Origin of the sequence: Luteolibacter sp. (genome assembly GCF_039920825.1) — a bacterium.
Lineage (GTDB): Bacteria > Verrucomicrobiota > Verrucomicrobiia > Verrucomicrobiales > Akkermansiaceae > Luteolibacter.
The window spans coordinates 86,453-98,070 of record NZ_JBDSCX010000022.1 but is presented as its reverse complement, the minus strand read 5'-3'; the positions used below and the strand labels follow the sequence as shown (position 1 = coordinate 98,070).

The window sequence follows — 11,618 nt, the reverse complement described above, 5'->3', positions numbered from 1 at the left end:
CCGGTTTCCCGATTGCAAACGTAGCCGTGGGGATGCCGCCCGGCATTTGGACGATGGAAAGCAGCGAGTCGATCCCTTGCAGCGCCTTGGATTCCACCGGCACGCCGAGCACCGGAATGTCGGTGATCGCGGCGGTCATCCCCGGCAAATGGGCGGCACCACCCGCTCCGGCGATGATACATTTCAGTCCCCGTCCGCGGGCCGACTCCGCATAGGAAACCAGCTGGTCCGGCGTCCGGTGCGCACTCACGACCTCCGCTTCCCAAGCGACCCCGAAGTCACGCAAGGTGCGGGCGGCGTGCTCCATCGTCGGCCAATCCGACGTGCTTCCCATGATGATCCCGACGACTGGCGCTGCGTTCATGGTGGCAGCGTGGCGGACTCGCCGCATGGCGTCAATACGCGCCTCATCACCGAATCCGGAGGTGTGTATGGGAAGATTCGCGGCTAAACTCCCGCCGTGAACCTCTCCAACCGTTTGGAACTCGAGCTGCGCGACGGCACGCCCGTGGTCGTCCGGCCATTGACGCCGGCGGACCGGGCAGGATTGGCGGAGGCCTATCGGCGACTTTCCCCGGAAGCGCGTTACCACCGGTTCTGGACGCATACGGGCGAGGAAATCGGCGACAAAATGCTGGACCGGGTGCTCGAACAAGATCCGCTGCAACACATGGCCTGGGCCATACTCGATCCCGCTCGCAAATTTCCCGGAGTCGGCGTGGCCAGTTGGTGGAGAAATCCGCAAAATCCGGACGAGGCGGAATTTTCGGTCACCGTCCTCGACAACGACCACGGCCGCGGCGTCGGCACCTTGTTGCTGGCCGTGACGTGGCTGAGCGCGTTCCACGTCGGCGTGAATGAATTCGTTGCCTACACTCTCACCGAAAACCGCCAGGCCGCCCAATGGATGCGCGATTGCGGTGCGGAGGGAAATTGGGACGGCTACAATCTGATTTTCCGCTGGGATCTGAACAACGTCAGCCACCTCCCCCACACCCCGGCATCCAGAGATCTCGCCGACTGGCTCGCCCGGCTGGCTCCGGAAATCCTCGGGTGAAAATCACCCTTCGTTGGCTGCGCTCCACTCCGAAACGGCCTTCGCGATTTCCTCGGGCGTGACATCGCGGATATGGGTGGCGAACGACCAACGGTAGCCAAATGGATCGGCGACGCGGGCGGTGCGATCACCCCAAAATTGGTCGGCAGGTTCCTGGAGGACGGTGGCTCCTTCGTAAATCGCCTTGGTGAAAGAGTCGTCAACATCGGCGACATAAATCATGAAAGCACCGCCCGTCCCGTCGGTCGGTGCGTACGAGCCCAACGCGGGAAACTCGTCGGAAATCATCATGCGGGAATTCCCGATCTGGAACTCGGCGTGCATGAGTTTTTCCGAAATCGGATCCTCTATCCGGAACAACTCGGTGGCATTGAGCGCCCGGGTGTAGAAATCAAGCGCCGCCCGACCGTCGGCGACGGTGAGCGATGGCGTAACGGAGTGATACCCTGCGGGAGTCATGGTCGCGGAGGAGAGGGAAACAGGTGAAACTTTCCACAAACCGGCGATTTCTCAACGTGATTTTCCCTCTGATTCCAGAGGAGCTTTATTCTACCAAACCGCGCCATCAGGTTCTGAGAGAAAAGCTCGCCGCAGGGCGTAAAGCGGGCGATCTTCCTGAAGATCGCCCATGCAAAACCCTCACGATGCGGAGCACCATGAACCCAGCCGGGGCGAGGCGGTTTCGTTTTTCCTTAAATCGCGGGTACTCATCGCCCGTCGTTGGTGGCGTGAGCGCGGCGAGGCGGTCGCCATCCACGGCCGGGGAAAGGAAAACCGCGAGGCACCGGTCGCGGGTGAGGCAAAGGCGCTGATATGGACTCAGACATCGTCCGCGGAATTTCCTCTCACGGCGGGAAAAGTGCAAAACCTCCGCGCGGCCTGCCGGCAACTCGACGGTGTGGAAATCCCAGCCGGAGAGATTTTTAGTTTTTGGAAACAGCTAGGACGGACCACGCGGAGCAAGGGATTTACCGAAGGACGGGAACTCCGCTCCGGCTGCCTGGTGCCGAATCTCGGCGGCGGACTCTGTCAGCTTTCCGGGCTGCTGCACGCGGCGGCCGTTTCTGCCAGACTGGAAGTCGTGGAACGGCACACTCATTCGCGGACCTTGCCCGGTGTTCCGCTGCCGCCGGAGCGCGATGCGACGGTGTTTTGGAACTACGTGGACCTGAGGTTCCGATCACCATCGAAGTGGCGGCTGGAAACACGGCTAACCGCCACAGAGCTGGTGGTTTCTATCCGGATGGCTGCGGATTCTCCGGTCGAAAGGATAAAATCGTTAGACAAAGCCTTGGGAAGTCCGGTTCGCGCCGCTGCTGATGGAGATTGCCTGACATGCGGAGTGACTTCCTGTTTCCGCCACCCATCGGCGAATCACGATCACGCGCCCGCTTCAAGTCACGGCGCTTGGCTGCTGGAAGGCATGTGGCCGGAGTTCAACGGATGGTGCCGCCTGCACACGCATCCCGGCGATCACTGGATGACACCGCTGGACGGACATCGTTGGAAAAGACGGAACTACTCCTGGGCTCCTCCCGAGGGCATCAAGCTCACACATGCCACGTGGGAAACCCTGCGACGTTCCTGGCAGCAACGGAAGCTCCCCGGCCAAGGGGCGATCCGCCAGCGATTCCTGCTGGAGAGCCAGCGGAAACTGGCGGAAAATTTCGCCCAGCGTCTTGATCCGCAGGCGCGGCATCTTGTCATTTCTCAAACCCTGCTGCCTCATCTCTGGCAGGCCGGGCATCTCGGCGGACGGACGTTCGACGTGCTGGTGAACCGCTGGCCGCTGGCCTCGCTCCAAACCCGGCTCGACACCGCCGCGGCCCGGCATCCGCAGTCGGGAACGCTGGCCGATTTCCGCGCGGATCCGGAGCTGGTGCTGGCAGAATCGCAGGCGCTGGCCGCGGCCGGCAGGATCGTCACGCCGCACCGGGCGATCGCCGCTTCGTTCGGATCACGGGCAATATTGTTAGACTGGGAGATGCCGGTTGGGAAAAAGCGAGGCACACGGCCGGACTCCGTGCGATGGTTTTTCCCCGCCTCCGCGCTGGGCCGGAAGGGAATTCACGAACTCGCCGAAGTCCTGCGCGAAACCGGCGGCGAGTTGCTCGTTCTCGGCCGCGCCCGCGAAAATGGAGCGGATCCATTGCGGGAAATTTCACACCGCCAGGCAACCATCGGCGAACTAACTGAATGCACCGCACTGGTGATCCCGGCATGGGTCGAACATGAACCCCGGCTCGCATTGCTCGCGCTTTCGCTCGGCATCCCGGTGATTGCCAGCCGCAGCTGCGGACTGGCTGCGCATCCGCTTCTAACCGAGGTGGATGAAGGTTCGGTAACCGCCCTGCTGGCCGCGATGAATGAATGCGTGGCCTCGGGAAAATCACCAGCCGTCACTTCAGCCCGAGACCAACAATCGGCGGCGGTGTGACGTGAAGAAAAATTCGGGCCTATCCCCTCTTCGCAGCCGCGGCTTTTCGAAAAATAATGACGACAGCTCCCGCGATGAAGGCGATGACCGCCCATTTTCCGAAGAACTGCCCAGCTTGATAGGCCTCCCCCTGTGATGACGAGGTGATTGGGGAGGTTGCGGAATCCGGCACCGGAGCTAACAGCCGGAAGCTGTTCATGGCGGTGGTGATCTCCGGATCCTTGGAGGGATCCAAGTTGCTGCTGAATCCCTGAACCGAATAACCCCAGTTGCCCGTAACACCCATCATCGAAACGGTGCCGACGTTGCCAGGCTGCACTGACGAATAGAAGTGGAAGCCGACGCCGTCTATCACTTGGTCGTGTTCGTTGGTGAAAGGGAGGTTTTTCGCAAGAGCGGCGTTCTTCGCCCCGCGAACCAAACCCGTCAAAGCGTTGGTAATCTCCTCGGGCGGGATTTTGAAAGCCATGAGCACCATGCCTTTCGCCCCATCCGTGGAGCGGACTAAGGCGAGGCACTGGGGGGGTGTTTCGCCCTTGGTCCAACCGGCTGGCAAATCGATGGAAAAATTCTGTTCCTCGAACGAGGCGGGTTCCGCCAGGGAGATCTGGCAGACGGCTAGCATGAAGACCGCTGTTAAAATTTTCATCGTGCTCCTACAGTGCCCCTCGGAAGAGTGGGCGGTCAAGCTCATCGGACCGCAGTCGGCTAACGAATCTCAACGTATTCACGCGACGTTGCTTGAGACGAGCACGCGTTCTTCCAACAGCTGGACAAAGTGTTTGACGTGGTGCGATGCGGAGTTGCGCTGCCAGACGGCCCACATGTGAAAATCCAGATTCGAGTGGTTGGAGACGAGCGGAACGATGACAATGTCCTGATTTGCGAGATCCAGCACGTGGGGCAGCAGCGAAATACCCTGGTCCGCGGCGATGAGCGTGACCATCGAGTCGAAGCCTTCGATTTTCCGGTGCTTGGTGGGCTTCGTTCCCTCGGCAGTGTAAATCTGGCAGATGGCCTCCCGGTGGCTGGATTTCCCGTCGCCGCCCAGGCAGAACAGGGTTTCCCATCGCAGGTCCTTGAGGGTGACCTCCTTCCTTTCAGCTAACGGATGCTGGCGGGAAACGGCGACGCCGAAGATCGAATGGATCACACAAAGGCTGCGCAAGCTGGGCATGTTCTGCACTTCATTGCCGTAGGCGAAACCGATGTCGATTTTTCCTAACGCCAACGCGTGAAGCTGCTCCGCGGGAAGCATTTCCACGAACTCGACTTCCACTCCGGGATATTTCTGATGGAAAATCTTCAGGGTCTTCGGCAGGAAATCGGTGGCGATGATGCCCACGCTGCCGATCCGCAATTTGCCACGATGACCGGACTGGGCTTCGTTCGCGCGTTCGATGGCGCTCTCGGCATCGCTCAGGAGTTTTTGCGCGTCTTCGAGGAAAATTTCACCCGCCTTGGTCAAAGAGACGCTAACAGTATCGCGGTCCAACAGCTTGACTGCGATCTCATCCTCGAGATCCTTGATCTGTTTGCTGAGCGCGGGACGGCTGACGTGCAACCGTTGGGAAGCCTTGCGAAAGCTCAATTCCTCCGCCACCGCCACAAAGTAACGCAAATGTCTGAGTTCCATTCCGGGCGGACTGGTAACGCAAAGTTACCAGTATGGAAACATCAAAGTCATTCCGGAATTCAATTTCCGGGCGATAGATAGCCGTCTCCGAACAAGCGTTTGAGCCTTTCCCGCCCTCCCACCATGCGTCCGATCCTATTTCTTCCGATGTCCGTCATTTGGCTGCTGCTTCCGGGCTGTGGCAAAAAAACCGCCACCGCGCCGCCGCAAATGCCGCCGGCAGCCGTCACTTTCGTTCCTGCGGAGTCCGAAACCGTCACGATCACCCGGGATTTGCCGGGCCGGATCGACGCGGTGCGGGTCGCTGAAATCCGTGCACGTGTGGCGGGGATCCTGCTGAAACGCGAATTCGTCGAAGGGGCCGAGGTGGAGGCGGGTGAGGTGCTTTTCCAAATCGATCCCGCACCGCTCGAAGCTGCCCGCAACAGCGCCGCAGCCAATCTCGCCCGCGCGGAAGCTGGTGCGAAACAGGCGGAAAACCAAGTCAGGCGCTATCGAGAACTGGTGGAGGTGAATGCCGTGAGCAAGCAAACCGCGGATGATTCCGAGTCCGCCGTGACGATCGCCGATGCCGAAGTCCGCGCCGCCACCGCCGCTCTGTCCACCGCCGAACTGAACCTTGGTTATGCAAGTGTCACCGCGCCGATCTCCGGCCGGATCGGCAAGGCGCAGGTGACCGAGGGCGCGCTCGTCGGCGAAGGCGACGCGACCCGGCTGGCGATCATCCAACAGCTCGATCCGATCTTTTTCGACTTCACCCAATCCAGCACGGATCTCCTCGCACTGAAAAAATCCGGGGCGGACCAAAGCAAGGTGAAGCTGCTTTTGGAAGACGGCAGCGAATACGAATTTCCGGGCAAGCTGCTTTTCTCCGAGGCATTCGTCGATGAAACAACCGGCATGGTTTCGCTGCGGGCGGAGTTTCCCAATCCGAAACGCGACCTGCTTCCCGGCATGTTCGCGCGGGCCCGGGTCGTTCAGGCGGTGCAACAAAACGCCATCACCATTCCCCAGCGCGCCGTCATCCGCGGCGCCGGCGGAGCGGGAAGCATTCTCGTCATCGATGATCAAAACGTGGCGCAGTCCCGCACGGTGCAAACCGGCGATCTGATCGGCGACAAATGGGTCGTCACCTCCGGACTCAAAGCCGGCGAGAAGGTCATCGTGGAAGGCGGATTGAAAGCCAAACCCGGCGCGCCGGTGGTGCCCGCTCCGTTTGATCCGGCAAAATCGGCCGAGGCTCCCGCTGCTCCTGACAAACACTAATTTCCCCACCTCATGGCCCGCTTTTTCATCGACCGCCCGGTTTTCGCCTGGGTGATCTCCATCCTCATCTGTCTTCTGGGCGGCATCGCCATCACCCAGTTGCCTGTCGCGCAGTATCCCAGCGTCGCACCGCCTTCGATTTCGATCACGGCGAACTACGCCGGCGCTTCCGCTGAAACGTTGAGCGATACGGTTACCTCCGTCATCGAGCAACAACTCAACGGCATCGACAATCTGTTATACATGTCGTCCGCCAGCGATGCGAACGGCACGGCGGTCATCACGCTCTATTTCAAGCCGGGCACCAATCCGGACGTGGCCCAGGTGCAGGTCCAGAACAAGGTTCAGCTCGCGACTCCGAGTCTGCCCCAGACCGTACAACAGCAAGGTGTGGTGGTGGCCAAGGCGACGCGGAATTTCATGATGTTCATCGCGCTTTCGACCGATGACGGCAGCATGGATGCCATCGGCCTTGGAAACTATCTGGCTTCCAACGTCCTCGACCCGATCCGCCGCGTGCAGGGTGTGGGCGAGGTCATTCAATTCGGCACGCAGTATGCCATGCGCGTCTGGTTGGATCCCGGCAAGCTGGTCAGTTACAGCCTGACACCGGGCGATATTTCCGCCGCCATCGCGGCGCAAAACACCCAAGTGCCGGTGGGCCAGATCGGGCAATTGCCTGCCGTCGAAGGCCAGCAGCTCAACATCATCCTTCAAGGGCGTGCCACCTTGCGCGAGGTTTCCCAGTTCGAAAACATTGTTCTCCGCGTCAATACCGACGGCTCGCGGGTTTATCTCCGTGATGTAGCCCGCGTCGAAATGGGCGGCCAGGATTACAGCATCAAGGCCCGCATCGACGGCAAACCGACCGCCGCCGCCGCAGTGAAACTCTCTCCCACCGCCAACGCGCTCGACACCGCCGCCGGCGTCCGCGCCGAGGTGGACCGCCTGAAGGAATTCTTCCCGCCCGGCGTGAAGGTGATCTATCCGCTCGATACCTCCACCTTCGTGAAAATTTCCGTCGAGGAAGTGCTCAAGACGCTGGTCGAGGCGATCATCCTGGTGTTCCTCGTGATGTATCTCTTCCTGCAGAATTTCCGCGCGACACTGATTCCGACGCTGGTGGTTCCCGTTGCTTTGTTAGGAACTTGCGGGATGATGTCCGCGTTCGGTTTCTCCATCAACGTGCTGACGATGTTCGGCATGGTGCTCGCCATCGGGATCCTGGTGGATGATGCGATCGTGGTCGTTGAAAACGTCGAACGGATCATGAGCGAGGAAGGCCTGCCGCCTAAGGAAGCGACGCGCAAGGCGATGAGCCAGATCACCGGCGCGCTGATCGGCATCTCGCTGGTGCTCACCGCGGTGTTCCTGCCGATGGCGTTCTTCGGTGGATCGGTGGGAACGATTTACCGCCAGTTCACAATGTCGATGGTGTCGTGCATGCTGTTCTCGATTTTCCTCGCGCTTTCAATGACACCGGCGCTCTGCGCGACGCTTCTGAAACAGGTGGACGCAGGTCATCACCACGAGAAGCGCGGCTTCTTCGGTTGGTTCAACCGGACCTTCGACAAGACCACCCGCCGCTATCAGAGTTGGGTCGGAGCCTTGATCAAACGGGCCGTTGTCGGCATGCTCGCGCTGGCCGCGGTGATCGCGGGAGTCGTCGTGCTCTACAAGGCGATGCCTTCGTCGTTCCTGCCGGAAGAGGATCAGGGATATTTCCTAACACTCATGTCGCTGCCGGTGGGCGCGACCGATGAGCGGACCGGCGAGGTGCTCAAAAAGGCCGAGGAATATTTCGCGAAACAACCGGAAATCGAACACTACTTCACGGTCGCGGGTTTCAGTTTCGCCGGTAAGGCGCAAAACTCCGGCCTCGCCTTCCTCCGCTTGAAACCATGGGAAGAACGCGCGGGCAAGGAACACAAGGTCCAGGCCGTCATCCAACGCGCGATGATGGGACTCGGCGGGATCAAGGACGCGATCGTCTTCCCGCTCAACCCTCCGGCCATTCCGGAGCTTGGAACCTCGTCCGGTTTCGACTTCTGGCTTCAGGACGTCGGCGGCGTCGGCCACGAAGTGCTCAACGCGGCGCAAGGCCAGCTCCTCGGCATGGCCGCGCAAAATCCCAAGCTCGTCCAAGTCCGTCCGCAAGGCCTCGCCGATGCGGCGCAGATGAAGATCGAGCTCGACCAGGACAAGGCCAGCGCGCTGGGAGTTTCTCTAGCAGACATCAACACGACGATGCAAACCGCGTTCGGCTCGTCCTATGTGAACAATTTCGTCAACGGCCCGCGCGTGCAGCGGGTGATCGTCCAGCTCGACGCGAAATTCCGGATGACTCCCGAGGACATCGGCAAGGTATTCGTTAGAAACAAATCCGGCGGCATGGTTCCATTGTCGTCAGTGACGAAAATCAGCTGGTCCTTCGGCTCGCCACAGCTCCAGCGCTACAACGGCATCCCGGCTATCAACATCGTGGGCGGCGCCGCACCGGGCCTGAGTTCCGGTGACGCGATGATCGAAATGGAGAAAATGGCGGCCAAACTCCCTCGCGGCATCGGCTACGAGTGGAGCGGCCAGTCGCTGGAAGAACGGATCTCCGGCAACCAGGCGCCGCTGCTTTACGGCGTTTCCATCCTCATCGTTTTCCTCTGCCTCGCGGCGCTCTACGAAAGCTGGTCGATCCCGATCGCCGTCATCATGGTCGTTCCGTTAGGGATCATCGGCGCGCTAGTCGCCGCCACTTTCCGGGAACTTCCCAACGACGTTTATTTCAAAGTCGGTCTTCTCACCACCGTCGGTCTCTCCACCAAGAACGCCATCCTGATCATCGAGTTCGCGCTCGATCTGATGAAGGAAGGACGCGGGCTGATGGAGTCCATCCTCGAAGCGGTGAGACTCCGGCTCCGTCCGATTCTCATGACCTCGATGGCCTTCGTCCTCGGCGTCGTACCGCTGGTCATCAGCACCGGCGCCGGCTCCGCCAGCCAGAACGCCATCGGCACGGGAGTCGCCGGCGGGATGGTCTCCGGAACCATCCTCGCCATCTTCCTCGTCCCTACGTTTTTCGTGGTCGTGGTCAAAATCGTCAACCGGATCACCGGAAAAAAATCCACCGCCGCCCCGGTTGCGGAAACCAAAGAAGGAGAAATCCACCATGCGTAAGTCATCCGCCGCCACCCTTGCCCTGACGTTTCTATCAGGTGCGTGCTCGCTCATCCCGCCGCTCGATTCCATCAACTCGCCGGTTTCCGCCAAGTTCCCGGGAAACACCGGAGGCGAGGTCTCGGCCGACATCGGGTGGCAGAAGTTTTTCACCGATCCGCGGCTGAGGAAACTCGTCCAAACCTCGCTGGACAACAATCGCGACCTGCGCATCGCCACGCTCAACGTCGAGCAATCGCGGGCCCAATATGCGATCTCGCGGGGCGACCTTTTTCCCACGATTTCCGGCAACGGAATCGCCGAACGCAAACGCGCGCTCGGCTCGCCGGATTCCAGTGGCGGGATGCTTGAATCCGGAAACTATGGGGTTTCCGTCGGCCTGGTTTCCTACGAGCTGGATCTCTTCGGCAAAGTCCGCAGCCTCAACAGCGCGGCGTTGGAAACTTATTTCGCCAGCGATGCCGCGCGCGTCGGAGCGCAGATCTCACTGGTCGCCGAAGTGGCTAACCAATATCTCGCACAGCGCGCGCTTGAGGAGCAGATCGCTCTCTCACAGCAGACCTACGACGGTTTCAATGTCGCCTATGACATCATCAAGAAGCGCTTCGACAGCGGCACCGTTTCCGAATTGGAACTCAGTTCGATGGAGGTTCAACGGCAAACCGCGAAAGTGGATCTCGCGACTTTCCGTCAACGGAGCCAGGAAATCACCAACTCGCTCGTCTTCCTGGCGGGCGGTTCGATACCTAACAATTTACCGGCCGGCCGGTCGCTTGATCAAGTGCTGGTCGCTCCGGTCAAAGCCGGTGTTTTGTCCGACCTCATGCGCCGCCGGCCGGACATTCGCGAGGCCGAGCACCAGCTTCGTGCCGCCAACGCCAACATCGGAGCCGCCCGCGCCGCGTTTTTCCCGAGTGTGAGCCTCACCTCCGATGCCGGAACGGCCAGTCGCAGCCTGTCCGGCCTTTTTGCCAACGGCACCGGCACCTGGTTGTTCTCGCCACAGATCAACGTCCCGATCTTCAGCGGCGGCATCAACAAGGCCGTTCTCGATTCCGCGGAGCTCAGCAAGCAAGTTGAAATCGCCAATTACGAGAAAGCCATCCAAACCGGTTTCCGCGAAGTGGCCGACAGCCTAGCAGCCCGGAGCGGTCTGGCCGAACGCATCACCGCGACCGAAGGCCTGGTGGCCGCCCAACAGAAGCGCACCAACCTCGCCACCGCCCGCTTCGAAAAGGGCGTGGACAGTTATTTCGAAGTGCTCACCGCCACTCTGGATCTTTTCGACGCCCGCCAGTCGCTCATCCGCCTCCGTCTCGCCCGCGAGATCAACGCGGTGAATCTCTACAAGGCGCTGGGTGGAGGCTGGTAAGGGAGAAACCCAAGGCGAGGCGATCTCCGAATCGCCGTGGTCCATGGAAAGCCGATGAAGTGAGAGATTCGCTTACCATCGACACTTCATGGGCCGAGGCGATTCGGAGATCGCCTCTCCTTGAGAAGAATGGATACCGTTCCCGGTGTCTCTATCTGTTATCCTCATTCCAAGCTTCGGGTTGTCTCCAAGAGATCGGCTCCAACGGACGGGCGTGGGACGCTCCTTGGATCGTTTCGATGCCCAACTTGCTGGTCGGGCGGATCTTCTGAATAGACTATCGATTCAGCTTGGAGATTTTCTCGATAGGAACCAGCTCTCCTGTGTCAAGGAAGTGCACTTGTTCTAACGGGGTCGCGGTCTCGAAAATGAACTTGCTGCCAACTTCGAGGTGCTTTTTCTCCATATCACGATGAAAGCAGCAAATTTCAAATCCGACGGGCAAAGCTCCTTTGTAGGCCTCCTCAACTCGGAAAACCGTAATTATTTCATTCGACCGCTCGACTTCATTAGAATGCTTGAATTCGCGTACTTGCATGAACCACGATTTCACCACTGATACCATGATGACGTTTTCTTTTTGACCAAAGTAACGCAAGGCATGGTCTTTCAACGTGGGTTCGACAGCTGCGGCTAGCGATCCCACTAATAAAGGGAATAGTATCGCATAAAATCTCAT

At 59.9% G+C, this 11,618-nt stretch carries 10 protein-coding genes; 5 read left to right on the top strand and 5 right to left on the bottom strand.

The genetic code is table 11. The features are described 5' to 3' along the window. Positions 1-364 (bottom strand): 5-(carboxyamino)imidazole ribonucleotide mutase (gene purE, locus ABIQ96_RS05705; RefSeq protein WP_348213596.1); only part of this gene is annotated, 364 nt, incomplete at its 3' end. 96 nt (positions 365-460) lie between these two features. Here purE and ABIQ96_RS05700 point away from each other — a divergent pair. Next, entirely contained in the window at positions 461-1,057 is a 597-nt protein-coding gene (locus ABIQ96_RS05700) for a GNAT family N-acetyltransferase (protein ID WP_348213595.1), read from the top strand. A gap of 3 nt (positions 1,058-1,060) precedes the next feature. On the opposite strand, the gene ABIQ96_RS05695 is transcribed toward ABIQ96_RS05700, so the two are convergent. Then, positions 1,061-1,516, bottom strand: coding sequence for a VOC family protein (locus ABIQ96_RS05695; protein WP_348213594.1), 456 nt, complete (start codon positions 1,514-1,516; stop codon positions 1,061-1,063). 169 nt (positions 1,517-1,685) lie between these two features. Between ABIQ96_RS05695 and ABIQ96_RS05690 the strand changes: the two genes are divergently transcribed. Next, entirely contained in the window at positions 1,686-3,494 is a 1,809-nt protein-coding gene (locus ABIQ96_RS05690) for a VanW family protein (protein WP_348213593.1), read from the top strand. Between the two features lie 19 nt (positions 3,495-3,513). Here ABIQ96_RS05690 and ABIQ96_RS05685 read toward each other — a convergent pair whose 3' ends face one another. Both ABIQ96_RS05685 and ABIQ96_RS05680 read right to left on the bottom strand, forming a co-directional pair. After that, on the bottom strand, positions 3,514-4,143 hold the full coding sequence (locus ABIQ96_RS05685; protein WP_348213592.1) for a hypothetical protein: 630 nt from the start codon (positions 4,141-4,143) through the stop codon (positions 3,514-3,516). Positions 4,144-4,221: 78 nt separating this feature from the next. Further along, positions 4,222-5,130: a LysR substrate-binding domain-containing protein gene (locus ABIQ96_RS05680; RefSeq protein ID WP_348213591.1), complete on the bottom strand. Its 909-nt coding sequence runs from the start codon at positions 5,128-5,130 to the stop codon at positions 4,222-4,224. Between the two features lie 123 nt (positions 5,131-5,253). On the opposite strand from ABIQ96_RS05680, the gene ABIQ96_RS05675 reads away from it, so the two are divergent. Genes ABIQ96_RS05675 through ABIQ96_RS05665 form a run of 3 tightly spaced genes read left to right on the top strand, consistent with a single transcriptional unit; the run spans position 5,254 to position 10,939 of the window. Further along, a complete protein-coding gene (locus tag ABIQ96_RS05675) occupies positions 5,254-6,396 on the top strand; it encodes an efflux RND transporter periplasmic adaptor subunit (RefSeq protein WP_348213590.1) in 1,143 nt (380 codons plus the stop codon). A 12-nt stretch (positions 6,397-6,408) separates the two neighbouring features. Continuing rightward, positions 6,409-9,567, top strand: coding sequence for an efflux RND transporter permease subunit (locus tag ABIQ96_RS05670; RefSeq protein WP_348213589.1), 3,159 nt, complete (start codon positions 6,409-6,411; stop codon positions 9,565-9,567). After that, entirely contained in the window at positions 9,560-10,939 is a 1,380-nt protein-coding gene (locus ABIQ96_RS05665; protein WP_348213588.1) for an efflux transporter outer membrane subunit, read from the top strand. Before ABIQ96_RS05670 ends, ABIQ96_RS05665 begins: the two co-directional genes overlap by 8 nt. Positions 10,940-11,216: 277 nt before the next feature. Here ABIQ96_RS05665 and ABIQ96_RS05660 read toward each other — a convergent pair whose 3' ends face one another. After that, entirely contained in the window at positions 11,217-11,552 is a 336-nt protein-coding gene (locus ABIQ96_RS05660) for a hypothetical protein (RefSeq protein ID WP_348213587.1), read from the bottom strand. Between the last annotated feature and the right edge of the window lie 66 nt (positions 11,553-11,618).

What these genes read in the sequence shown, in the direction of transcription:
- ABIQ96_RS05695 (WP_348213594.1), bottom strand. Translation starts at nt 1,516, where the DNA reads ATGACTCCCGCAGGGTATCACTCCGTTACGCCATCGCTCACCGTCGCC.
- ABIQ96_RS05690 (WP_348213593.1), top strand. Translation starts at nt 1,686, where the DNA reads ATGCAAAACCCTCACGATGCGGAGCACCATGAACCCAGCCGGGGCGAG.
- ABIQ96_RS05685 (WP_348213592.1), bottom strand. Translation starts at nt 4,143, where the DNA reads ATGAAAATTTTAACAGCGGTCTTCATGCTAGCCGTCTGCCAGATCTCC.
- ABIQ96_RS05680 (WP_348213591.1), bottom strand. Translation starts at nt 5,130, where the DNA reads ATGGAACTCAGACATTTGCGTTACTTTGTGGCGGTGGCGGAGGAATTG.
- ABIQ96_RS05675 (WP_348213590.1), top strand. Translation starts at nt 5,254, where the DNA reads ATGCGTCCGATCCTATTTCTTCCGATGTCCGTCATTTGGCTGCTGCTT.
- ABIQ96_RS05670 (WP_348213589.1), top strand. Translation starts at nt 6,409, where the DNA reads ATGGCCCGCTTTTTCATCGACCGCCCGGTTTTCGCCTGGGTGATCTCC.
- ABIQ96_RS05665 (WP_348213588.1), top strand. Translation starts at nt 9,560, where the DNA reads ATGCGTAAGTCATCCGCCGCCACCCTTGCCCTGACGTTTCTATCAGGT.